17 protein-coding genes are annotated in these 25296 nt (G+C 68.9%); 15 read left to right on the plus strand and 2 right to left on the minus strand.

All coding sequences use genetic code 11. The features are described 5' to 3' along the window. Positions 1-91 precede the first annotated feature (91 nt). From AC1AYD_RS03570 to AC1AYD_RS03605, 8 genes are all read left to right on the plus strand, one after another. The gene (locus AC1AYD_RS03570; RefSeq protein WP_476531543.1) at positions 92-3988 is read left to right on the plus strand and encodes an SNF2-related protein; all 3897 of its coding nucleotides are present in this window, start codon (positions 92-94) and stop codon (positions 3986-3988) included. Between the two features lie 185 nt (positions 3989-4173). Then, complete coding sequence (gene dapB, locus AC1AYD_RS03575; RefSeq protein ID WP_476502547.1) at positions 4174-4929, plus strand: 4-hydroxy-tetrahydrodipicolinate reductase; 756 nt, start codon at positions 4174-4176, stop codon at positions 4927-4929. A 58-nt stretch (positions 4930-4987) separates the two neighbouring features. Continuing rightward, positions 4988-5893 (plus strand): 4-hydroxy-tetrahydrodipicolinate synthase, encoded by a 906-nt coding sequence (dapA, locus tag AC1AYD_RS03580; protein ID WP_476531545.1) that lies wholly within the window; start codon positions 4988-4990, stop codon positions 5891-5893. Positions 5894-6086: 193 nt separating this feature from the next. Then, the gene (locus tag AC1AYD_RS03585) at positions 6087-7952 is read left to right on the plus strand and encodes a ribonuclease J (RefSeq protein WP_476502549.1); all 1866 of its coding nucleotides are present in this window, start codon (positions 6087-6089) and stop codon (positions 7950-7952) included. A gap of 103 nt (positions 7953-8055) precedes the next feature. Next, positions 8056-10665 carry an aminopeptidase N gene (gene pepN / locus AC1AYD_RS03590; protein WP_476544674.1) on the plus strand — a complete coding sequence of 870 codons (2610 nt, stop codon included), beginning with the start codon at positions 8056-8058 and terminating at the stop codon, positions 10663-10665. 109 nt (positions 10666-10774) lie between these two features. Further along, complete coding sequence (locus AC1AYD_RS03595) at positions 10775-11644, plus strand: sulfite exporter TauE/SafE family protein (RefSeq protein ID WP_476544700.1); 870 nt, start codon at positions 10775-10777, stop codon at positions 11642-11644. Positions 11645-11909: 265 nt separating this feature from the next. Further along, on the plus strand, positions 11910-13298 hold the full coding sequence (gene glmM, locus AC1AYD_RS03600) for a phosphoglucosamine mutase (RefSeq protein WP_476502551.1): 1389 nt from the start codon (positions 11910-11912) through the stop codon (positions 13296-13298). 43 nt (positions 13299-13341) lie between these two features. Next, positions 13342-13995 (plus strand): peptide deformylase, encoded by a 654-nt coding sequence (locus AC1AYD_RS03605; RefSeq protein WP_476531548.1) that lies wholly within the window; start codon positions 13342-13344, stop codon positions 13993-13995. Between the two features lie 111 nt (positions 13996-14106). On the opposite strand, the gene AC1AYD_RS03610 is transcribed toward AC1AYD_RS03605, so the two are convergent. Both AC1AYD_RS03610 and trxA read right to left on the minus strand, forming a co-directional pair. After that, positions 14107-15642 (minus strand): hypothetical protein, encoded by a 1536-nt coding sequence (locus AC1AYD_RS03610; RefSeq protein ID WP_476531550.1) that lies wholly within the window; start codon positions 15640-15642, stop codon positions 14107-14109. Between the two features lie 135 nt (positions 15643-15777). After that, positions 15778-16140: a thioredoxin gene (gene trxA, locus AC1AYD_RS03615; protein ID WP_476502554.1), complete on the minus strand. Its 363-nt coding sequence runs from the start codon at positions 16138-16140 to the stop codon at positions 15778-15780. 220 nt (positions 16141-16360) lie between these two features. On the opposite strand from trxA, the gene AC1AYD_RS03620 reads away from it, so the two are divergent. The 7 genes from AC1AYD_RS03620 (at position 16361) to AC1AYD_RS03650 (ending at position 25279) form a co-directional block, all read left to right on the plus strand. Beyond that, entirely contained in the window at positions 16361-16987 is a 627-nt protein-coding gene (locus AC1AYD_RS03620; protein ID WP_476502555.1) for an NUDIX hydrolase family protein, read from the plus strand. Positions 16988-17004: 17 nt separating this feature from the next. Continuing rightward, positions 17005-17850 carry an alpha/beta fold hydrolase gene (locus AC1AYD_RS03625; RefSeq protein WP_476531552.1) on the plus strand — a complete coding sequence of 282 codons (846 nt, stop codon included), beginning with the start codon at positions 17005-17007 and terminating at the stop codon, positions 17848-17850. Continuing rightward, the gene (gene nudC, locus AC1AYD_RS03630; protein WP_476531554.1) at positions 17847-18977 is read left to right on the plus strand and encodes an NAD(+) diphosphatase; all 1131 of its coding nucleotides are present in this window, start codon (positions 17847-17849) and stop codon (positions 18975-18977) included. Before AC1AYD_RS03625 ends, nudC begins: the two co-directional genes overlap by 4 nt. Positions 18978-19175: 198 nt before the next feature. Continuing rightward, positions 19176-20813, plus strand: a complete 1638-nt coding sequence (locus AC1AYD_RS03635) for a L,D-transpeptidase (RefSeq protein ID WP_476531556.1) — start codon at positions 19176-19178, stop codon at positions 20811-20813. Between the two features lie 111 nt (positions 20814-20924). Continuing rightward, the gene (gene gcvH, locus AC1AYD_RS03640; RefSeq protein ID WP_476502559.1) at positions 20925-21329 is read left to right on the plus strand and encodes a glycine cleavage system protein GcvH; all 405 of its coding nucleotides are present in this window, start codon (positions 20925-20927) and stop codon (positions 21327-21329) included. A gap of 68 nt (positions 21330-21397) precedes the next feature. Next, a complete protein-coding gene (locus AC1AYD_RS03645; protein ID WP_476532294.1) occupies positions 21398-22648 on the plus strand; it encodes an App1 family protein in 1251 nt (416 codons plus the stop codon). Positions 22649-22756: 108 nt separating this feature from the next. Then, positions 22757-25279 (plus strand): S9 family peptidase, encoded by a 2523-nt coding sequence (locus AC1AYD_RS03650; RefSeq protein WP_476531557.1) that lies wholly within the window; start codon positions 22757-22759, stop codon positions 25277-25279. The last annotated feature ends 17 nt before the right edge of the window (positions 25280-25296 follow it).

Below are 25296 nucleotides of genomic sequence, written 5' to 3' on the forward strand. Positions count from 1 at the left end.
CGCCGCGGACCACCCGTCGACGCCGCACACCAGTATAGCGGCCGCGCGTGGGAATCCCCTTAGAATGGCAGGGAATGAAAGGAGCCGCGGCATGGGGTTCAGCGTGTTCGGTCATGTGGACGACGACTATGACGACGGCTACGCCGGTGCCGGTGCCGATGACGTCAGCGGTGCCGACGCCGGCGCGTTCGGCGGATTCGGTTACGGCGCGTGGGACGCGGACGGGGATCAGGGCGACGCGGGCTACGGCGTCCCCCTGAACGCCCTGCGCCGTTCGCTGTCGGACGACGCCTCGCCCGTGGTGCTCATGCGCGCCCATACGATCGCCGCGGCGCGCAGCCGCATGATTGACGGCTGCGCCTACGAACTGGACGCGCGCACCGGACTCGCGACGATCTCCGGGCGGATCCGCGGCAGCTCCAGCCCGTCCAGCCGCTACACGGTCAACGTGTACTTCCACACGGACACCGGCGACGTGACCGGCGGCGGATGCACCTGCCCCGCCTACGCGCGCGGCTACGACATCTGCAAGCACATGGCCGCGCTCGTGCTCGCGTTCGTCGCCGACCCGGAGGGGTTCGCCGGGTACGGCGCGAAGTCGGCGGTGCGTTCGTCGCGCGGCCTGCTCGCCGCGATGCAGCGCATCGACGAGCAGGAGGAGACGACGCGTCAGGCGAAACGCCGCGCCGCCATGATCGCCGCCGGCACATCGGACGGCATGGGCGGTCGCGCGTCCGGCGCCCGGCGCGGCGCGGGAGCCGACCCCCGCGCGCCGCGCCCCGGCGAGGTGGAGCTCACGCCGACCCTCACTTACCTGTCCGACCGGTGGAGCGTCCAGTTCCGCATCGGCGCGCGCAGCGGCGCCTCCTACGTGCTCAAATCGATCGACGACCTGCTCGACGACGTGCGGTTCCACCGGTACCGGGAGTACGGGAAGAAACTCGCGTTCACGCACACGCGCGGCATGTTCGACGACCGGTCGCGCGCGCTGCTCGGCTTCCTCGACCGCGTCGCGGACGTGCGCCGCGCCGTCGACGTGCAGGACGTGCGCTACGGCCGTTTCGGCGGCGTGGAACTCGGTCGGCATCTCACGCTCGCCACCTCGGAGGTCGCGCGTCTGCTCGACCTGGTCGCGGGGAGCGAGATCGGGCTCGTGCTCGATTCATGGTACGAGTCGTCGCCATCCACCGTGCGCGTAGAGGGGATGCCCGGCGGCTCCGGCGGAACGGACGGCGGGCCGGCCGAGTTCGCGCCGATCGTGACGATGACGCGCATCGGCGGCGACGGCGGCGTCGACGGGTACGCGCTCGCCGGCACGCCCCCGGTCGCGGCCGTGATCGCGGGGGAGCGGGGCATGTGGCTGATGCTGCCGCCCGCGGACGGGAACGGACGCGCGGTGCGCCCCGGCGGCACGGCGCTCTCCCGGCGCGGGCGCGAGACTCTGCACGTGAGCGCCGCCGGATACCGGTTCGTGCGCTGTCCGAAGGCGTTGGAGCCGGTCGCCGACCTGCTGCCCGTCGTGTGCGCCGCGCCGGACGCGCGGGATGCGCTGGCGGGTGTGGGGCACGCCGGCGGCGCGGGCGCTCCGGAGGGCGAGCGCATCGCCTTCGACGACGCGCCCCTGTTCGCGCGCACGCTGCTGCCGCGTCTGCTCGACAGCGGCCTCATGCCCGCGGGCAACGTGCCGAAGGAGATCTCGCTGATGCGGCCCGTCGAGTGCGAACCCGAGTTCTACCTCGACCGCGATGAGAAGGGCGTCACCTGCGAGGCGAAGGCCCGGTACGGTTCGCGCGTGATGACGGTCGTGCCGCAGCGCGGCGGCGATTTCGCGCCGGGACTCACGCCTGAGGTCGGCGCGGGACGTGACTTCGGCGCCGAGAGGGCCATGCTCGACCTCGTGCGCACGTATTTCTCGGTGGACGACCCCGCGCGGCCGGCGCGCATCGGCCGCGACGAGACGACGCGCATCGTCGCCCTGTTCGACGAGGGCCTCGACGCGTTGCGCGCGCAGGGCAAGGTGTTCACCACGCCCGCGTTCGACCGCATGCTCGCGCCGAAGCCGCCGAGCGTGAAGGTCGGCCTGTCCGTCACGTCGAACCTCGTGGAGATCTCGCCGATCGCCGACGAGGTGCCGCCCGACGAGGTCGGCTCGCTGCTCGCCGCCTACCGCCGCCGCCAACGCTTCCACCGGCTCAAGGACGGCACGTTCGTCGACCTGCGCGGCGCCGACCTGGACGCGCTCGACCGGTTCGCCGGCGACTTCGACCTGTCCGAGAACGAACTCGACGCGGGGCCGGTCACGCTGCCCGGTATGCAGGCGTTCCTGCTCGACGGCGAACTCGCCGGCGGTGACGTCGTCAAGGAGCCCTCGTTCATGGCGTACGTGGACGAGCTCAAGACCATCGACCCCGCGCGCTACCAGGTGCCGGCGTCGCTCGCCCGGGTGCTCAGGCCGTATCAGGTGGACGGCTACCGGTGGCTGCGCACGCTATGCGACAAGGGATTCGGCGGCATCCTCGCCGACGAGATGGGACTCGGCAAATCCGTGCAGCTCATCACCCTGCTCGTCGCGCTCGCCGAGGCGCGCCGGAACGCCGGAACGCCGCCGGAACGCGCCCTGCCGTCGCTCATCGTCTGCCCGGCGTCGCTCGTCTACAACTGGGCCGCCGAGTTCGCGAAATTCGCGCCCGGCGTGCGCGCCGTCACGGTCGCCGGGACGAAGGCGGAACGCCGCGCCGCCATCGCGCGGTGCGCGGGCGGCGCGGCGGACGGCGAGGACGGCGGCGGCGACGTGACGGATGCGGCGGGCGACGCCGCGGCCACCGTGCTCATCACCTCCTACGACCTGCTGCGCCGCGACGTGGACGACTACCGCGGCGTGCGGTTCGACGTGATGGCGCTCGACGAGGCGCAGGTCATCAAGAACCACACGACGAAGATCGCCAAAGCCGTCAAGACCGTGGACGCCGCGCACCGGTTCGCGCTGACCGGCACGCCGATCGAGAACCGGCTGAGCGAACTGTGGAGCATCTTCGACTTCCTCATGCCGGGGCTGCTCGGCTCGTACAAGCGGTTCCACGAGCGCTACGAACTGCCGATCTCCAACGCGCGCGCCGCCGACGCGTCGAGCCCCGAAGGGCGCGCCGCCGCGCAGGTCAACCCGGAAGGGCTACGCGTGGCACGGCGTCTCCAGGCGCTCGTCGGCGTGTTCATCAAACGACGGCTCAAGTCGCAGGTGCTCACCGACCTGCCCGACAAGATCGAGACCACCGTCACCGTGCAATTGGAGGGCGAACAGCGCAAGCTGTACGCGGCGCACGAGCAGCGCCTGCGCAAACAGCTCGAACACGAGGAGGACGACGACTTCAACACGTCGAAGATCCGCATCCTCGCCGAACTGACCGGACTGCGCCAGATCTGCTGCGACCCGCGGCTCCTCTACGCGAACGCGAAGGACCGGTCCGCGAAGCTCGCCGCCATCGCCGAACTCGTCTCCAGCTGCATGTCCGAAGGCAAGAAGGCGCTCGTCTTCTCGCAGTTCACCGGATTCCTCGACCTGATCGGCGAACGGCTCGACGCGCAGGGCGTCGCCTGGTACCGGATCGACGGCTCCACGCCGAAGAAACGCCGCCTCGAACTCGTCGACCGGTTCAACGCCGATGCGACCCCCGTGTTCCTCATCTCGCTCAAAGCGGGCAACACGGGTTTGAACCTCGTGGGCGCGAGCGTCGTCATCCACGCCGACCCGTGGTGGAACGCGGCCGCGCAGGACCAGGCCACCGACCGCGCGCACCGCATCGGCCAACGCCATGACGTGGACGTGTACCGGATCGTCGCCAAGGACACGATCGAGGAGCGCATCCTCGAACTGCAGCACGCGAAAAGCGCGCTCGCACGGCAATTCACCGACGCGTCCGCGCTCGCCGGGGCCGCGCCCGCGTCCATCGCCTCGCTCACCCGCGACGACCTGCTGGGTCTGCTGGAATAGCCGCCGGGACCGCCGGAAACGGCTGTCTGACAGGTGGTGTCTGACAGGTGGGCGAAACGGCGGCCGGCGCGACGGCGGTGATAGTCTCGTGACGGATACGACAGCATGGTTCCGCGGGGCCCGCATCCCGCGGTCCTGCAGGGAACGCACTGACGCAAGGAATACAGAAAGACAAGGAGCACAACATGATCAGGGTTTCGGTGGTCGGCGCCAAGGGACGCATGGGATCGCACGTCGTCGACGCGGTGAACGGCGCGGCCGACACGCAGCTCGCGCTCGCGCTCGACGCGGGCGACGACCTCACCGCCATCACGCCGGACAACACGGACGTCGTCGTCGAGTTCACCGTGCCCGCCGTGAGCCTGACGAACGTGCTCGCGCTCGTCGCGCAGGGCGTCGACGTGGTCGTCGGCACCACCGGCTGGACCGAGGAGAAGCTCGCCGAGGTGCGCGAGGCCATCGCCGCCGGTCCGCGCCCGGACACGCAGAAGGTGTTCATCGCGCCGAACTTCGCGATCTCCGCCGTGCTCGCCGACCACTTCTCCACGCAGGCCGCCAAGTACTTCGAATCGGTGGAGGTCATCGAACTGCACCACCCGGACAAGGTGGACGCCCCCTCCGGCACCGCCATCCACACCGCGGCCGGCATCGCCGCCGCGCGCAAGGCCGCCGGACTCGGCCCCGTGCCGGACAACACCCAGACCGACGGCGGCTCGCGCGGCCAGGTCGTCGACGGCGTCCACGTGCACGCCGTGCGCCTGCGCGGCCTCAACGCGCACGAGGAGGTGCTCTTCGGCAACGCCGGCGAGCAGCTCGTCATCCGCGCCGACAGCTTCGACCGCGGCTCGTTCATGCCCGGCGTCCTGCTCGCCGTGCGCAAGCTCGCCGGCGACGCCCCCGCGGGACTCACCGTCGGCCTCGACAAGTTCCTCGACCTGTGATCGCGCCCCGTGATCGCACGTTACAGAAGAGTCCACAACGCGAAGTACGGTGAACACTATGACTGAGAGCGCTATGCATCTGCTGAATCCTGCCCCGTTCGGGCGTATCCTGCCCGCGATGGTCACCCCGATGAAGTCCAACGGCGACGTCGATTACGCGGCGGCGCAGAAGCTCGCCAAGCAGCTCGTCGCCGACGGCGCCGACGGCCTCGTCGTCAACGGCACCACCGGCGAATCGCCCGTCACCCACATGGACGAGAAGGTCGACCTCGTCCGTGCGGTCAAGGAGGTCGTCGACGTGCCGGTCATCTCCGGCGCCGGCTCCAACGACACCGCGCACACCGTGCGCATGGTCGAACAGACCCAGGAGGCGGGCGCCGACGCGGTGCTCGTCGTCATGCCCTACTACTCCCGCCCGTCCCAGGACGGCGTCTTCGGCCACTACAAGGCCGTCGACGAAAGCACCGACAAGCCGATCATCGTCTACGACGTGCCCGGCCGCACCGGCCTCAAGGTGACGGTCGACACCTACGACCGTCTCGCCGAACTCGAGCACGTCGTGGCCGTCAAGGACGCCACCGGCGACCTCGCCGCCGCCGTCGAGAAGCAGCAGCGCACCGGCCTCGCCTGGTATTCGGGCGACGACGGCCTGTTCCTGCCGTTCCTCTCCATCGGCGCCGTCGGCATCATCTCCGTCATCGCGCATGCGGCCGCGAACCCCATGCGTCAGCTCGTCGAGGCCTTCGACCGCGGCGACATCCACGAGGCGCAGCGCCTCGCCAACCAGCTCGCACCGCTCGTCCACGCGCTCAACGGCGACGGCTACCAGGCCGTCATGGCCAAGGCCGCGCTGAAGGTCCGCGGCGTGCTCGACTCCACGTTCATGCGTCTGCCGAACGTCGGCCCGGACGCCACCCAGCTCGAGAAGGCCGAGATGGGCATGCGGGCCGCAGGCCTGCTGTAACGGGCGACGAGGCCCCGGCGCCCCCGGCGCGCGCGTCATGACGACGCCGACGCGCGGGGGAGCCGGGGCCGTTCGCGTTCACACGCATACGCGCATACGTGGGTTCCCGCGTGCATGGGCCGGCCGCGAGCCGACACATCTGTCGCCTTCGTGAGAGCACGAAGGCAAGAATTACAGGAAACACAAGAAAGCAATGGCACAAGACAAAGACAAGAACACCAAGAACTCCTCCAAGAACTCGGGCGCATCGCGCCGCCGCGGCTCCTCGACCCGCGGCAAGGGCACCGGCCGCGGCCGCGGCGGGGCCTCCCGCGCCCGCCACCAGAACGTCGGCACGCAGGCCACCGCGCCCCAGCAGGACGCCGTGCTCATCGCCCCGCCGAAGTACCGCAAGGGCTCGATGCGCATCACGCCGCTCGGCGGCCTCGGCGAGATCGGCCGCAACATGAACGTCATCGAATACAACGGCCACCTGCTGCTCATCGACTGCGGCGTGCTCTTCCCCGAGGAGGAGCAGCCGGGCGTCGACCTCATCCTGCCCGATTTCCACTACATCAAGGACCGTCTCGACAAGGTCGAGGCGCTCGTGCTCACCCACGGCCACGAGGACCACATCGGCGGCGTGCCCTACCTGCTCAAGCTGCGCGAGGACATCCCGCTGATCGGCTCCAAGCTCACCCTCGCCTTCGTCGACGCGAAGTGCAAGGAGCACCACATCAACCCCACCAAGGTGGAGGTCGAAGGCCGCGACAAGCTCAAGGTCGGCCCGTTCGACCTCGAGTTCATCACCGTGACCCACTCCATCCCGGACGCGCTCGCCGTGCACGTGAAGACCCCGGCCGGCTCCCTGATCGACACCGGCGACATCAAGCTCGACCAGCTGCCGCTCGACCACAAGATCACCGACCTCGTCGAGTTCGGCAAGATCGGCGAGAAGGGCGTGGACCTGCTCATGATGGACTCCACGAACGCCGAGGTGCCGGGCTTCGTCAAGCCGGAGACCTCCATCGGCCCGGCGCTCGACCAGGCGTTCGCGCAGGCCACCCGCAAGATCATCGTCGCGAGCTTCTCCTCGCACGTGCACCGCGTGCAGCAGGTCGTCGACACCGCCCACAAGTACGGCCGCAAGGTCGTGTTCGTCGGCCGTTCGATGGTGCGCAACATGTCCATCGCCGCCGACCTCGGCTACCTGCACATCCCCGAAGGCACCGTCGTGGACCTCAAGCAGGCCAACGACATCCAGGACGACAAGCTCGTCTACATGTGCACCGGCTCCCAGGGCGAGCCGATGGCCGCCCTCGGCCGCATCGCCGACGGCAACCACCGCGACATCCACATCAACGAGTTCGACACCGTGATCCTCGCCAGCTCGCTCATCCCGGGCAACGAGCACGGCGTGTACAAGGTCATCAACAAGCTCGTCCAGCTCGGCGCGAAGGTCGTCAACCGCGACAACGCGGCCGTGCACGTCTCCGGCCACTGCAACGAGGGCGAGCTGCTGTACATGTACAACATCGTCAAGCCGAAGTGCGCGATGCCGATCCACGGCGAGAACCGCCACCTCGTCGCCAACGGCCTGATCGCCGTGAAGACCGGCGTCGACCCGCAGAACGTCGTGCTCGCCGAGGACGGCGACGTCGTCGACCTGTACCACGGCAAGGCCGCGGTCGTCGGCTCCGTGCCGTGCGGCTACGTGTACGTCGACGGCGACTCGGTCGGCGAGCTCACCGACGAGGAGCTGGAGAAGCGCCGCATCCTCGGCACCGAAGGCTTCGTCTCCGCGTTCGTCGTGGTCGACTCCGAGGCCCGCGAGGTCGTCTCCGGCCCGAAGATCTACCTGAACGCCGTGGCCGAGGACGAGAGCGAGTTCGACAAGGTGCGCCACCAGATCGTCGAGCAGCTGAACGACGCGCTCATGGCCGGCACCACCGACACGTACAAGCTGCAGCAGATCATGCGCCGCACGCTCGGCGGCTGGATCGCCCGCCAGCTGCGCCGCAAGCCGATGATCGTGCCCGTCGTGGCCGACATCGCCACCGACGTCACCGAACAGCACTGACCGGAACCCCGGCACACCCCCCCCTCAGTCCGGCCCGACGGCCGGCCAGCTCCCCCTGGTTCCAGGGGGAGCATGTTCATAGGAAAGGAACAGTAGGAACACCATGCCCGGATCGAACCTGACCCGCATCGAGGCCGAGGAACGCAAGTCCATCGTCGAGGCGCCCATCCACTACCACGTGGACCTCGACCTGACCGTCGGCGCCAAGACCTTCGGCTCCCACACCCTGATCTGCTTCAACGCGAAGCCCGGCTCGTCCACCTTCCTCGACCTCATCGCCGACGAGGTGAGCGCGATCACGCTCAACGGCCGCGCGCTCGACCCGGCCGAGGCGTTCGCCGACGACCGCATCGAGCTCGCCGGCCTCGAGGAGAAGAACGAAGTCGTCGTCGAGGCCAAGTGCCGCTACTCCAACACCGGCGAGGGCCTGCACCGCTCCGTCGACCCGTCCGACGGCAACGTGTACCTGTACTCCCAGTTCGAGGTGCCGGACGCCCGCCGCGTGTACGCCGTGTTCGACCAGCCCGATCTCAAGGCCACCTTCGACTTCAAGGTGCTCGCCCCGAAGAGCTGGATCGTCACCTCCAACATGCCGGTCAGGACCGTCGAGGACTTCGCGCGTGAGACCGCCGACGGCACGCTCGAGGCGAAGCCGAACGAGACGACGAAGCTGTGGAGCTTCGAGCCGACCCCGGTGATGAGCTCCTACCTGACCGCCATCTGCGCCGGCCCGTACGCCGAATGGCACACCGAATACGCGAACGAGGACGGCCGCATCGTGCCGATGGCGCAGTACTGCCGCCAGTCGCTCGCCGAGGCGTTCGCCAAGGACGTCGACTACCTGTTCGACATCACCAAGAAGGGCTTCGCCTTCTACGCGAAGACCTGGGGCGTGCCCTACCCGTACGCCAAGTACGACCAGATCTACGTGCCGGAATACAACGCGGGCGCGATGGAGAACATCGGCATGGTCACCATCCGCGACTCCTACGTGTTCGAATCCAAGGTGACCGACGCGCTCGCCGAGCGCCGCGTCGTCACCGTGCTGCACGAGCTCGCCCACATGTGGTTCGGCGACTACGTGACGATGAAGTGGTGGAACGACCTGTGGCTCAACGAGTCCTTCGCCGAGTTCACCTCCACGCTCGCCACCGCCGAGGCCACCGAATGGCACGACGCCTGGGCCACGTTCTGCTCCGGCGAGAAGAGCTGGGCGCTGCGCCAGGACCAGCTGCCCACCACGCATCCGATCGTCGCGCCGATTAACGACCTCAACGACACGTACGTGAACTTCGACGGCATCACCTACGCGAAGGGCGCCTCCGTGTTGAAGCAGCTCGTGTTCTACGTGGGCCGCACGAAGTTCTTCCAGGGCATCCACAACTACCTCGACAAGCACGCGTACGCGAACGCGACGCTCGCCGACCTGCTCGGCGAGCTGGAGGCGACCTCCGGCCGCGACCTCAAGGCGTGGAGCGCGAAGTGGCTGGAGGAATCCGGCATCAACACGATCCTCCCCGCCATCGAGGAGGGCAAGGACGGCGCGATCGCGAAGCTCACGCTCACGCAGACCGCCCCGGCCGAGCACGCCGTGCTCCGCCCGCACCGTCTCGCCGTCGGCTTCTACGATCTCGACGAGGCCACCGGCAAGGTCGTACGCACCGACCGCGTCGAACTCGACGTGGACGGCGAGACCACGATCGTCGAGGCGGCCGCCGGCAAGCGCCGCCCCGCGCTGCTGCTCGTCAACGACGAGGACCTCACCTACACGAAGATCCGCTTCGACGCCGCCTCGCTCGCCTTCGCCGAGGAGCACCTGCAGGACGTTGACGACGCGCTCGCCCGCGCCGTCATCTGGCTCGCCTTCTGGGACATGACCCGCGACGGCGAGTTCCCGGCCGAGCGCTTCGTCGACATGACGTTGCGCCTGCTCGCGCACGAGACCGAATCCACCACGTTCCGCTACGCGCTCGCCTGCATGAGCACCACCGCGCACCACTACGTGGCCGCCTCGCGCCGCGACGAGGTGCTGAAGCACGTGGCCGCCGAGCTGTTCGAGCTCGTGCGCGCCGCCGAACCCGGCTCCGACGCGCAGTTCCAGCTCGCCACTGCCTACCTCGGCTACGGCGAGGAGGGCGACGCCGCGTTCGCCGCCAACGCCCGCGGCCTGCTTTCCGGCGATGTGCGGTTCGACGGCCTCGAGATCGACAACAACTTCACGTGGACGATCGTGAACGCGCTCGCCTCCGTGAACGAGTACTCCGACGACGACATCGACGCGCAGCTCAAGCGCAAGGAGACCACCGAGAACCGCGAGTTCGCCTACGGCGCGCACGCGGTCAAGGGCACCGCCGAGGCGAAGGCCTGGGCGTGGGACCAGGCGCTCCACAACGCGGAGCTCACCAACAGCCAGCTGGAGGCCGTGGCCCGCGGGTTCGCCGCCACGCCGCGCCCCGACCTGGCCGAGCCGTACGCCGCGAAGTACTTCGAGACGATCGACTGGATCTGGTCGAACAAGACCTACCACATGGCCGAGGCGCTGCTCAACGGCCTCTACCCGGGCTACGCCGATCCGGCCACGCTGGTCTCGCTCGGCGACGCCTGGCTCGCCGCCCACGCCGACGCCGACGACGCCCTGAAGCGTCTCGTCGTCGAGAACGTCGCCTCCTCGCGCCGTACCCTCGCCGTCCGCCGGTACAACGAGAGCCTGTGACGCAGTCCGCATAGCAAGAGAAAACCCGCGCCCGTCCCCCAACGGCGTATTCTCCCTACAAGGTCATGGGCCTTCGCCCATGGAGCCTTGCATGAGAGGAGCCGAAGGGATGGTCGCGGGTTTTTCCGTCGTCACGCTGCTGTTGATCCTGCTCGCCGGGGTGGGCGCGGGATTCGTCGGGTACGCGGTGGGCGCGTCGTCGCTCGTGTCGTATCCGGCGCTGCTCGCCTGCGGCATCCCGCCGGTGCTCGCGAACGCGTCGAACACGGTGGGCGTGGTCGGCACCGGCATCGGCGGCGTGATGGGTGCGCACCGCGAGCTCAAGGGGCAGGCGCTGCGTGTCGCCGTCTACGTGGCCATCGGCGCGGTGGGCGGCGTGGCCGGCGCGTACCTGCTGCTCGAACTCGACCCGAAGGTGTTCGAATTCGCCGCGCCCGCGCTGATCCTGTTCTCGTCGCTCATCATCGCCGTCAACCCGCGCGGGCGCATGCAGGCCAAGCAGGCGGCCGCCGACGCGCACGCGCAGCTCGCGCGCATGCAGGACGGTGCATCCGGTGCTACCGACGTGGCCGGAGCATCCGGCGCGGATTCCCTCGAACGGCCCGTGCAGCCGCTGAAGCAGGATTCCTGGTGGGTGTGGATCGGCGTCGTCGCGGTCGCCGTCTATTCCGGGTACTTCGGCGCCGGCGCGGGCACGCTCGCGCTCGCCGTGCTCGACGCGGCGAAGATCGGCCCGTTCCACAAGATCAACGCGTTGAAGACGCTGATCGGCACGGGCGCGAACATCACCGCGTCCGTTGTGTTCATCGTGCGCGGCGCGGTCGACTGGCCGGCCGCGATCATGCTGTGCATCGGATGCTTCATCGGCGGCTACATCGCCCCGCCCATCACCCGCCGCATCCCCGCGAACGTCATGCGCGCCGCCGCCGTGATCGCCGGTGTCGTCCTCACCATCGACCTCGCGCTGAAGACCTACTGAACGCCGCCTACCGAACGCCGCCGCGGAAGTCGGCACGGACTCCCGCATCGTGCGTCACCGTGCGTGCGTCGCCGTGCGCGCGTCGCCGTGCGCGCGGCGCACGATTGTGGCCGATTTGGGCGGCAATCGGGCGAGCCGGGTGATTTGCCGGCCCACGCCGATTACCATGGGGCAAGGTAACGGGGACGCGCCGGCGTGCGCCATGCGGCGCGCGGCGCGCGGCTCCCCGACGATGTCCGGATATTCGAATGAAGGATGCAGAACAATGCCGAAGATGTTTGGAACCGATGGTGTCCGCGGATTGGCGAACCGTGATCTGACCGCGCGTCTCGCGCTCGACCTGGGCGACGCCGCCGTGCGCGTGCTGGGCAAGGCCGGACAGAAGGACGAGACGCAGCCCGAGGGCCGCCGTCGCGCGCTCGTCGGCCGCGACACGCGCGTGTCCGGCGACTTCCTCGCCTCCGCGCTGTCCGCGGGCATGGCCGCCGGCGGCTTCGACGTGATCGACGCCGGCATCATCCCGACGCCGGGCGTCGCGTTCCTCACCTCCGTGCTCAACGTGGAGATGGGCGCCGTGATCTCCGCCTCCCACAACCCGATGCCCGACAACGGCATCAAGTTCTTCGCGCGCGGCGGCTACAAGCTGCCCGACGCGAAGGAGGACGAGATCGAGGCGGTGCTCGGCCAGGACTGGGAGCGTCCGACCGGCGCCGGCGTGGGCCGCGTCAGCCACGACACGGTGACCGCCACCAACCTGTACATCGACCATCTCGTCTCGTCGATCGCCCCGCTCAACCCGGACAAGACGCAGCCGAAGCCGTTGCGCGGCCTCAAGATCGTCGCCGACTGCGCGAACGGTGCCACCTCCGTCGTCGCCCCCGAGGCGCTGCGCCGCGCCGGCGCCGACGTGATCGTCATCAACGCCTCCCCGGACGGCTACAACATCAACAAGCACGCCGGCTCCACCCACCCGGAGCAGCTGCAGGCCATGGTCAAGGCCACCGACGCGGTCATGGGCGTCGCGTTCGACGGCGACGCCGACCGCTGCCTCGCCGTGGACGAGGACGGCAACATGGTCAACGGCGATCAGATCATGGGCATCCTCGCGCGCGCCAAGAAGGAGGCGGGCAAGCTCGCCGACAACACGCTCGTCGTCACCGTGATGAGCAACCTGGGCCTGAAGCTCGCCCTGAAGGACATGGGCATCAAGACCGTGCAGACCGCCGTCGGCGACCGCTACGTGCTCGAGGAGATGCTGCGCGGCGGCTACACGCTGGGCGGCGAGCAGTCCGGCCACGTCATCAACCGCGAGTTCGCGACCACCGGCGACGGCACGCTGACCGCCCTCACCCTGTGCAACGAGGTCGTCCGCTCCGGCAAGAGCCTCAAGGAGCTGGCCGCCGACTTCCCGCAGCTGCCGCAGACGCTCGTCAACGTCCCGAACGTCGACAAGATGGCCGCCACGACCAACGCCAAGGTGCAGGCCGCCGTCGAACGCGAGGAGAAGCTGCTCGGCGAGACCGGCCGCGTGCTGCTGCGCCCCTCCGGCACCGAGCCGCTCGTGCGCGTCATGGCCGAGGCCGCCACGCAGGAGCAGGCCGACGAGGTGTGCGACCGCCTCGCCAAGGTCGTCGCCGAGGAACTCGCCCTGTAGGCCACGTCCCGGTCACCCCGCCCACCCCTATAAGGAGTCACGCATGTTCGGCAAGAACACGAAGGTCGACCTCGCGCTCAACCGCGACGTCGAGAAACTCATCAAATCCGGCGGCAAGGAGGGCATCCTGCCGATCGTCGAGGCCGGCGAGCCGGTGCTGCGCATCCAGTGCGCCGCCTACGACGGCCAGCTGTCCAAGCGCACGCTCGCCAAGCTCATCGACGTGATGCGCGCGACGATGCTCGACGCGCCCGGCGTGGGCCTCGCCGGCCCGCAGATCGGGCTCGGCCTCGCGCTCGCCGTCGTCGAGGACCATGTGCGCGACGACGAGGACGATCCGCGCGAGATCGCCGAATTCCCGTTTCATGTGATCATCAACCCGAAGTACACGCCGGTGGGGGAGAAGACCGCCAGCTTCTACGAGGGCTGCCTGAGCTTCGAAGGCTACCAGGCGGTGCGCCGCCGTTGGCTCGACATCGAGGCCGAATGGGACGACGAGGACGGTGCCCATCACAAGGAGCGGCTGCACGGCTGGCCGGCGCGCATCTTCCAGCATGAGACCGACCATCTGAGCGGCGAGCTGTACATCGACCAGGCGGAGATCCGGTCCCTGACGACCACGGAGAACCTCGAGGACTTCTGGTGCGAGGATCCGGTGCCCACCGCGGCCGCCGAGGAGCTCGGCTTCGAGCTGTGACGCGGCGCGGCGGCCCGGCCGCCGATATGGCGAACGCCCCTGCGGCCGATGTGGTCGCAGGGGCGTTCGCCGTCGTTTCCGGTTCTTTTATCTACGCCTGGTTATGCCTGGCTACTCCTCGGTGCTGCCGGTCCCGGTGCCCGTTCCCGTGCCCGATCCGGTTCCGCCGTTGGAACCCGAGCCGCTGGTGCTTCCGGAGCTGTTGCTGCCGGTCCCGGTCCCGGTCCCGGTGCCCGTTCCCGTACCGGTCCCGCCGTTCTGCGTGCCGCTCTGGCTCTGGTCCGTGCCGCCGGTGGTGCCGCTGTCGTACCCATTGCCGTAGTTGTAGCTGCCGTAGCCGTAGTTCGAGTAGCCGTACCCGTTGTTGCCGTTGTTGTAGCTGTTGTTGTCGTAGCCGCTGTTGCCGTAGTTGTAGCTGTTGCCCGTGCCGGTGGAGCCGCTCGTGGAGCCGCTGGTGGTGTACCGCGAGCTCATCGACTCGTTGACCGCGGCGGTGGCGTTCTGGATGTCGGTGAGCGCCTGCTGGAGGTCGGCGGCCTTCGGCTTCTTCTCCTTGAGAAGGCTGTTCGCCTTGTCGACGGCGGACTGGAGGGTCTGGCGGGTCGAATCGTCGGCGACCGCGCCCTCGCTGTCCGTCAGCAGGGTCTGCGCATCGGTCACCGCCTGCTGGAGGTTCTGCTTGATCGTCTCGGCCTCGGCCTCGGATTTCTTGTCCTGGCTGTCGGTCACGGCCTTCACCGCCGAATTCAGCGACTTCGTGGAGGCGGCGAGAGTGCTCGCGAGCTTCGTGTTCTGTTCGGCGTGCGCGTTCAGTTCGGCGGTGGTGAGCGTGGCCGAGCAGGCGTGCGTCGCGTCCGTGGACTGCACGTCGTCGATCGCGTTGGAGAGCTTCGTGAGCGTCTGCGCGTCGGCGAGCTTGTCAGCGGTGATGTTCTGCGCGTCCTTCGCCTTCTTCAGGGCGGCGGCCAGCGCGTCGTTCGCCTCCGTCGCGTCGTTCGCCGAGGTTTTGCACGCGGCGAGGGCGGTGTCGAACCGCGCCTGCTCGCCGGATTGCTGGACGTAGTGGAACGCGGCGACTCCGGCCGCGATGGCGACGACGGCGACCACGCCGATGCCGATGAACAGCTTCCTGCGCGACGGGGCGGACCTGCGCGCCGTCGCACCGCCTCCCGCCGCGCAGGAAGCGACGGGCGGGACGGCGGCGGCACCGGCGTCCGGTTCGCCGTGACCGTCGGTGCCTTCGATGATGCCGCGCAGGCCGGTGGCCTCCGGACGCGCCGGATCCGCCACGGCGTCGATACCGCCGGGCGTGAGCACGGTGGTCGCCTCGGATCCGACCGCGTCGTGGGCCGCGGGGGCCGTCGGACCGTCGCCCACCGGCGGCAGCACGGTGGTCTCGCTGGTCGACGTGGCCTGCGGCAGCGGGACGGCGGGCATGGCCGTATGGCCGGCCGCCACCGTCGTCTCGCCGTCGACCTGCGGGAACGACAGGGAGGGCTTCCCCGCCTTGTGGATTCCCGTCTCGTCCACGGACGGGAACGTGAGCGACGGGATGTCCCAATCGCCGTCGTCCTGCGCGTCGAGCAGCGCCTTCGGCGAGCCGAAGTCCGGCTCGTCCACGGTTCCGTCAGTATGCTTGTTCACCATATCCTCAACTCCTCAACCCCCATGCCTATCGCTGCCCAACATCATAGCGTGCCGGGCGACCCGCGACGAGGGGTCGCCCGGCACGCATGCACGCCGCCGAACGTGCGGAACCAGGTCCGCGACCGGCCACCGGAATCAGGCCTGGCCGGACTCCGCCTTCGCGGCGGCCACATCCAGCTTCTTCGCCTGGGCGATGAGGTCGTCGAGGTCCTCGGCGCGCAGCGCGCCGGCCTGCTGGAACACGACCGAGCCGTCCTTGACGATCATCAGCGTCGGCACCGCCTGGATGCCGGCGGCCGCCGCCAGATCCTGGTTCTGGTCGATGTCGACCTTCGCGAACACGATGTCCTTGTTCTCCGGCTTGTCGCTCGCCTCCTCGTAGATCGGGCCGAACGCGCGGCACGGTCCGCACCACGTCGCCCAGAAATCGACGAATACGATCTCGTTGCCGGTGATGGTCTTCTCGAACTCCGCCGAGGTGATCTGCGTGGTGGCCATGATGACTCCTTCTTATATGTGTCGCTACCGGTACCCAGTAAACCGTCACGGGGGAACAACGGGAAGGGGATTGGGCTGAAGGCTGAGGGGATAGGGCGGGGCGCGTGCGGGCACCCCCTCAGCCCGCCGCGCGGCCAGCTCCCCCTGAAGGGGGCGCAGAGCAAAGGCGAATGTGGGCATGCGGGGGCGCATGTCAGTTCGGCGCGTGATAATGGGGAGCATGCCAGTGATGAATGATGAGGTGCCGGACGAGGGCGACTTCGACGCCGACCGTCCGCGCGGTGAATTCGACCACGTCACCCCGGAGGACTTCATCCGCGGCTCCGGCCACGGCAATCCCCCCGGATGGCTCGACCCCGCGGACATCAACCGCGCCCGAGGCCAGATGCCCATCGCATACGTGGAGATCGTGCCGGTGCGCACCGACGAGTTCGGCCGCGTCGCGCAGGTCGGCTCGCTGCTGCGCGTCACCGACGACGGTTCGGTCGAACGCGCGCTGATCTCCGGCCGCGTGCTCTTCCACGAGACGTTGCGCGAGGCGATCGCCCGCAACGTGGCCAAGGACCTGGGCGACATCGCCCTGCCCATGCTGCCCGTCAACCTGCAGCCGTTCACCGTCGCCGAGTTCTTCCCGACGCCGGGCCTGAGCGAATACTACGATCCGCGCCAGCACGCGATCGCGCTGTGCTACGTGGTGCCGATCGCCGGCGACTGCCATCCGCAGGACGAGACGCTCGACGTGGAATGGGTGGACCCGCATTCGGACCTGCTCGACACGTTCCTCGACCAGATGCCCAACGGCCACGCCCGCATCGTGCGCAAGGCGCTGGAATACTGCGGCGCATAGAAAAAGGAAGTATTGCCATGACGTTTGAAATCCATAACCGGGTGCTGCGCGAGGGGGAGGGGACCCCGCTCGTGCTCGCCAACGCGTATCCGGTCGACGGACGCATGTGGGAGACATGCGCCGCCCGCATCGCCGAGCTCGCCGACGAGGCAGGCCTTCCCGCCTTCCCGATCTGGGCGCCCGACATGCCCGGCTCCGGCCAATCGCCCACGCCAGACGACAAGGCGTCGGGACGCCGCGCCGCGAACGGCTCCTACCCGGACGCGCTCGACCGCATGGCCGAATCCTACGTGGACCTGCTCTACCGGAACGGCTTCGAGAAGGCCGTGTGGGTGGGCCTGTCGATGGGCGGCTACCTCGTGACCGACCTGTACCGCCTCCACCCGGAGTCCGTGGCCGGCGTCGCCCTGTGCGACACGATGGCCTCGTCCGACGGCGTCGGCGGCGAGCCGCGTCTCGAGACCTCCGACGCGTGCGAGCGCACCGGCTCCGTCGAGCCGGTCATGCATTTCGCCCAGCCCGCGGACGGCGACTCCACGATCAAGAAGTCACCGGAATTCATCGCGACGATGACCGCGTGGATCCGCGACCAGAAGCCCGCCGGACTCGCCTGGCGCCAGCGCATGACCTACGGCAGGCCGGAACTCGCCGGCGTGCCCGAGACGATGGACGTGCCGGTCGCCGTCGTCTCCGGCGAACTCGACCCCACGTCGAATCCGGGCGTGATGCGCCCGCTCGCCGAACGCATCGGCGCGAACGCCACGTTCACCGCGATCCCCGATTGCGGTCATTTCAGCGCCGTCGAGCACCCCGACACGGTGGCCGCCGCGCTCGTCGACCTGATGAAGCGGGTGATCGCATGAGCGTGTCGTTCAGTCCGCTGGCGTTGACGCGGGCGCTGCCGTTCCTGCCGCTCGCGCAGGGCGACATCGACTATCAGACCGAGCGCCGCGCCGAACCGCATCTCATCTCGGACACGCTCGCCGAGCCGGCGACCAAGGTGATCCTCACGCGCGACGGCAAGATCGCCGTGCCGCGCGGCCAGGGCGAACTCGCCGACTACGAGAACGTGAAGATGCGCCTCGCCACCATCCCCGGCGCATACGTGTCGCGCGAACTCGAGACGCATCCGCAGGCCGTCGCCATGTTCCTCGGCAGCTACGGCGGCCGGCGCGACGAGCACGTCGTCGCCGTGGACGTCACGCGCGTGGCGCGCATCGCCGACGGCGGCGAACGCGGCGCCGACGACGCGTTCGACGAGCCGGAGGACGGCACGAACGGCGGCGTGGTCGCGGCGGGCGGTGCGTTCGGCTTCGGCGCCGGCGCCGGCCGCGGCGCGCACGCGAGTCTGCTCGAACAGGCCGTCGACCGCTTCGACTGGGTGGACCTGCGCGGTTTCGCGCCGCACGCCTCCGCACGCGAGGCGGGGCAGGCGACCAGCGCGATCACGCTGAGCATCTGGCACAACCGCCAGCGCCACTGCCCGACCTGCGGCGCTCCTGTCGAGGCCGCGAACGGCGGCTGGGCGCAGCGCTGCACGAACGACGCGGACGGCCGCCGTCTGCTGTTCCCGCGCGTCGAACCCGCCGTGATCACCATCATCGTGGATTCCGAGGGGCGTGCGCTCCTGCAGCACAACGCGGCGTGGCGCAACCCCACGCTGTATTCGGTGTCCGCCGGATTCGTGGAGGCCGGCGAGAACCTCGAGCATGCGGCCCGCCGCGAGGCGCTTGAGGAGGTCGGCATCCGGCTCGGCGAGGTCAAGTACCTCGGCTCCCAGCCGTGGCCGTTCCCCGCCTCCCTGATGATGGCGTTCAAGGCGCACGCCCTGACCACCGACGTCCATGTGGACGGCGTCGAGACCGTCGAGGCGAAATGGGTCACGCCGGACGAGTACACGGCGGCGCTGGTCTCCGGGCGCATGAGCGCGCCCGGCAAGGCGACGATCGCACGCTACATGATCGAGGAGTGGCTCGGCCGCGAGCTGTGACGTGGGTGGTGCCACGGAAGCCTGACGAAACGACATATCTCGAATAGTGATATATGCCACAAACCGTTGCGCCGACGGCCCAAACGGGGTGTCGCGCACGGTTCCGGGCCGTGCGCTGGGGTGGTGTTGATGTACAGTCGGACGCAGTCCGCGAGGCAATGCGGACATGAAAGCGTAGCAACAGACTAAGGATCGCGAATGACCGACCAACGCAATCAGCAGCCGGCGGAACGCCCGGAATACGGCGCTATGCGTGAGGATTTCGAGGCCACGCAGGCCATGCCGTCGCTGCCCGGCGCCGCGCCCGCCCCGCTCGCCGGCGTGATGGACTCCGCCGCGCGTCCGGAGGACTTGAACATCGGCACCGTCGCGGCCAAGCGCAGGTCGCGCAAGCCGCTCATCATCACCCTCGCCGTCGTGGCCGTCCTGCTGGTGGCGCTCGTCGCGGCGTTCTTCGGCGCCCGCGCGTACTACCAGGACAAGGTTGCGCCCGGCGTGCGGTTCGGCTCGGTCAGCCTCGCCGGCCAGACCCGCGACGAGGTGAAGGCCACCGTCGAGCAGGCGGTCAAGGACACCTCGATCACCGTGAAGGACACGGACGGCAACACCAGCGCCACCGCCTCCCTCACCGATCTGGGCGTGGACATCGACGTCGACCAGACCGTCGACGACATCATGGACGCGAAGTCCTCCTCCAACATCGGCGAGGACATCCTGCGCGTCAACCCGTTCGCCCATCAGGACGTGGCGCTCTCCGCCACCCCGGACAACGCGACGCTCGACGAATACCTGTCCGCCAAGCTCGTCACCGATGCCGAGCGCGCGGTGCCGTCCGCCGTGACCTACGACGGGAACGCGCACGCGTTCGTCGCCTCCGAAGGCCGCCCGGGCAAGGCCCCGAAGCTCGGCGCCGTCGTCAAGGCCGTCAAGCAGGCCATCGCCACGCCCGGCTCGGCCGCGACGGTGAGCGTCACCGACGAGACCATCGACGCCCCGATCGCGCTCGACGCCGCCCAGAAGGCCGCCGACGCCGCGAACCAGCGCCTCGCCAACCCGATCGTCATGACCAACGGCGACGCGAAGCAGTTCGAGCTGCCGGTCGACACCGTGGCCTCGTGGATCAAGACCGAGACCCACCTCGACCAGGGCGCCATCACCATCTCCTACGACGAGACCGCCGTCAAGAAGTTCATGTCCGAGCAGCTGCCCGGACAGCTCAACCAGGACATGGTCTCCCAGGAGGACATCGTCGACGCCAACGGCACGGTGCTCGTCGCCGCGCAGGTCAAGGGCGTGGACGGCGTCACCGTCAAGGACACCGACCAGGCCGCCGACCAGGTCCTCGACGCGCTCAAGGCCGGCAACGGCGGCACCGTGCAGGTCGCCTCCGACGTCAAGAAGTTCGACGTCAAGCAGAAGCAGAGCGAATGGCGCATCGTCATCGACAAGAGCTCGCAGACCGCCGTCGTCTACCACAACGGCCAGCAGGTCAAGAGCTTCCTCGTGTGCACCGGCGGCCCCGGCGGCAACGAGACCGACAGCGGCAACTGGTACATCTACCTCAAGTACCGCGTGCAGGACATGACCGGCCTGAACGACGACGGCAGCCGCTACCTGTCCAAGGGCGTGAAGTGGGTCAGCTACTTCAACGGCGGCGAGGGCTTCCACACCGCCACGTGGAACTACAACGGCATCGCCCGCGGCGACGCCGCCAACCACGGCTCCCACGGCTGCGTGAACATGTACGAGCAGGACGCCGAGTGGGTCTACGAGAACTGCCCGAACGGCACGCTCGTCCAGGTCGTCGGCACCCAGCCGACCGGCCCGGTGCGCTGAACCGTCGGCGCCGAACGGCATCCGACCACGAGGACCCCGTCTTGCGTCATCCGCAAGACGGGGTCCTCCCGTATCCGGGCGTGTTCGCAACAGGTTGGTAGGCTGGTGGCTATGAGCGAAGAACCTGACGACCAGCCGCTGAACCTCGACGTGCCCGAGCACCTCGAATACTCCGACGACCACGTGTGGGTGGACACCACCCTCGACCCGGCCGTGGTCGGCATCACCGAGTACGCCGCCGGCAAGCTCGGCGAACTCGTCTACGTGGACCTGCCCGAAGTCGGCGTGCGCGTCGAGGCGGGCGACGAAGTCCTCGAACTCGAATCGGCGAAGGCGGTCGAACCGCTGATCGCCCCCGTCTCCGGCACGATCCGCTACGTGAACCAGGCCGTCGCCGACGATCCCAGCGTCATCGACTCGGATCCCTACGGCGAAGGCTGGATCCTCAAGATCGAGCTGGAAGACGACGAACCGGACCTGCTGACCGCCGAACAGTACCTGAAGGTCATACGATGACACGCATCGTGCGACCGGTGGAATGCGACGGACGCGGCACGGCGCGCGCGCTCGGCGACATGCGCCGCATGCGCGACGGCGACGGCGGCGACGCGCGCACCGCGCGCGGGACCGCCGCGTCCGCCGCGAGCGGCGACGACATGCCCACCGTGCCGATTCCCGCGCGACGCGCCGTCACCACGTTCGACGCCGCGTCGCGGCGCGAACGCTTCGAGGCGCAGCCGCTGCCGGAACGCATCCTCCGCCGCGCCGTCACGCACGGGTTCAACGCGTGGGTGACGGCGGCGACGCGCACGGCGAAACGGCTCGACTGGTTCCCGCGCGTCGACCCGTACGTCGGGTACGGCACCGGCGACTACTCACGACTCATCTGCCGCACCGTGTACGCGGGGGAGGGCAGCGAGTACGGGCGCGCCACACGCGGCATCCGCGGCATGCTCGCCATCCCCTCGCCGCACACGCAGGTGAAGATCCGCATCGACGACGTCCCGCTCGAAACGGTGCAGATCGGCGATTCCGAACGTTACGACGCGTTGGACGCGCGGCCGGAGCTCGACAGCGAATACGCGATCTCCGACACGTCCGGCTACCTCGACCTCGTCGCCGAACAGCGGCTCGAACCGGGCGTGCACGACGTCTCCTACCGGGTCAACGGGCGCAAACCCGTGCACGCGAAGCTGTTCACGATTCCGAAGGGCGCGAAGGTCGGCATCATCTCCGACGTGGACGACACCGTCATGATCACACAGGCGCCCATATTGTGGAAGGCCGCGTGGAACCTGCTGTTCCTCAACCCGGACAAGAAGGCCTCCGTGCCCGGCATGAGCGTGCTGTTCACCAAGCTCGCCGACCTGTTCCCGGACGCGCCGTTCTTCTACCTGTCCACCTCGCCGTGGAACGTGGAGGGCGCGATCCGCCACTTCCTCGAGAACCACGGGTTCCCGGAAGGCCCGCTGCTGCTGCGCGACCTCGACCCGCGGCCTAAGACGTTCATCCCCTCCGGGCCGCAGCACAAGCTCGAATTCGCCGAACAGCTCATGGCCGACTTCCCCGACATGAAGTTCATCCTCGTCGGCGACGACGGCCAGAAGGACCCCACCACCTACGCGACCATCGTCAGGCGGTACCCCGGCCGCGTGCTCGCCATCGCGATCCGCCAGCTGAGCCCGCGCGAGCTCATGCCGTTCGGCCTCAGGAACCCGGCCGGCATGACCGCCACGCAGCCGATGCCCGACACCGACGTGCCCGTGTTCACCGGCACGACCGGCGCGAACATCATGAAGACGATGCTGCCGTACCTGAAGGCGCATCTGGGGTAGGGGCTTCGCGGGATTCGGTTCCGCGGGGCGACGGTTCCGCGGAGCGACGGTTCCGCGGGTGGGATATGCGCGTACGAAACCGGTTCGAGCGTGCGTATAATCACCCGTATGACCGAAGAGAAGCAACTGGCCGGCAGCGACGACGGCACCTGTATCTGTCCCGAAGTCCCCGTCGCGCACCGTGAGCCGACCCGACGCGAACACCATGGCGACGTGTTCGTCGACCCGTACGAATGGATGCGCGACAAGGACTCGCCGCGCACGCGCGACTACGTGGCCGCGCAGAACCGCCTGTGCGAGGCGCGCAACGCGCATCTCGACGGACTGCGGCATACCCTGTTCGACGAACTCAAGTCGCATGTGCAGGAGACCGACATGTCCGTGCCCGTGCGCATCAACGACTACTGGTACTACGCGCGCACGCAGGAGGGCCGCCAATACGCGGTGCAGTGCCGCATGCGCGTGCGCGGCGCCGACGACTGGAACCCGCCCGAGATCGACCCGTTCGGCGCGCCCGGTTCACTGCCCGGCGAATCGATCGTGTTCGACGCGAACGCGGAGGCGGAAGGACACGACTTCTTCCGGCTCGGCGGCATGGACCTGAGCCGCGACGGCCGATGGATGCTCTACGGCGTCGATACGGCCGGCGACGAACGTTACGACTACCGGATCCGCGATCTTCAGACCGGCGAGGAGCTGCCCGAACTGTTCCACGGCGTCGGCGGCGCCTGCTTCACGCCCGACGCGCGCTACGTGTTCTGGGTGGAACTCGACGACGCGTGGCGCCCGTGCGCGGTCTGGCGGCACAAGGTCGGCACCCCGGTCGAGACGGACGTATGCGTGTACCGCGAGGAGGACGAACGCTTCTGGGTGGGCATCGGCCTGAGCTTCGACGAGCGCAACCTCGTGCTCGGCACCGGCTCCAAGACCACCACCGAAGTGCTCATGCTGCCCGTGACCGACCCGGAAGGCGAATTCCGGGCGTTCATCCCGCGCAAGACCGACGTCGAATACGACGTGAGCTTCGCCTGCTTCGAGAACGCGGGGGAGGACGGCGCCGACATCCCGCTCGCCGTCGTCTACCACAACGCGAAGAACCCGAACTTCGAGATCGACGTGATCGACATGCGTCGGCACGAGCCGCCGTACACGCTCGGCGAAGGCGTGTGCGTCGCCGAAGGCTCGCCGTACGGCTGCGAGCATGCCGCATCGGCCGAGGACCGCGCGAAGGCGATCACCGCGCCGTACTTCAACGCGCACAACCCGGCCATCCTGCAGGGACTGCACGGCCTCGGCATCGAAGGCATCGCCATCCACCGCCACTTCGTCACGCTCGCCTACCGCGCCGACGGCCTGCCGCACGTCGCGATGATGCCGAAGCGCGCCGCCGTCGAGGACTTCCTCGCCGGGCGGCCGTGGCGGTTCGTCGAACTGCTGCCGCCCGCGCTCGAGGACGATTGGGACACGGTGGCCGACGACCGCGACGAGACCGGCGACCACGGCGAGACGCTGTGGGCGGAGGACTGGGACGCGGGGCACGCGGGTGCTGGTGCTGGTGCTGGTGCTGGAGCTGGACGCGTCGGCGTGACCGACCGCACGTCGTCGTCGGACGGCGCGAGCGACGACCACCTGCCCGGCGAGACGCGACGCCTCTACTCGATCGGCACCGGTGGCAACCCGTCCTACGACGCGCCGCGCATGCGCTACTCGTTCACCAGCTACACGCGCCCCGGCGAACTCCACGAGATCGACCCGGTGACCGGCGAGGACCGGCTGCTCAAACGCGCCACCGTGCTCGGCGGCTTCGACCCGCGCGACTACATGGAACGCCGTGTGTGGATCCGCGCCCGCGACGGTGAGCGCATCCCCGTCTCGCTCGTCTGGCGGCGCGACTTCCCCGCGCAGGATTCGCCGATGTTCATCACCGGCTACGGCGCATACGAGATCTCCTCCGACCCGAACTTCTCCGTCGCGAGGCTCAGCATGCTCGACCGCGGCGTGCTGTACGCGGTGCCGCACATCCGCGGCGGCGGCGAGCTTGGACGCGCCTGGTACGAGCAGGGACGCCGGCTGAACAAGAAGCATTCGTTCGAGGACTTCGTCGACGCGACGGCCGCGCTCCAGCGTGCGCATCTGGCCGACCCGCGCCGCACCGTCGCCAACGGCGGCTCGGCGGGCGGCCTGCTGATGGGCGCGGTCGCGAACCTCGCGCCGGAACTGTACGCGGGCGTCGAGGCGGATGTGCCGTTCGTCGACGCGTTGACCTCGATCCTCGACCCGTCGCTGCCGCTCACCGTCACCGAGTGGGACGAGTGGGGCGACCCGCTGCACGACGAGGACGTGTACCGGTACATGAAGTCGTACACGCCGTACGAGAACCTGCCCGCCGCGGATTCGGACGCCGGCCGTGCGTTTCCGCGCGTGTTCGTCACCACGTCGATGAACGACACGCGCGTGCTGTACGTCGAGCCGCTCAAATGGGTGGCCGCCATGCAGTCGCGCGGATTCGACGCAATCGCCAAGATCGAGGTGGAGGCCGGCCACGGCGGCACCTCCGGGCGCTATAAGCAGTGGGAGGAGGTCTCCTACGAGAACGCCTGGTGCCTGGACGTGATGAACCTCAAGTACTGAAACGGATTGAGCCCCTT

Source organism: Bifidobacterium sp. LH_426 (genome assembly GCF_056356875.1).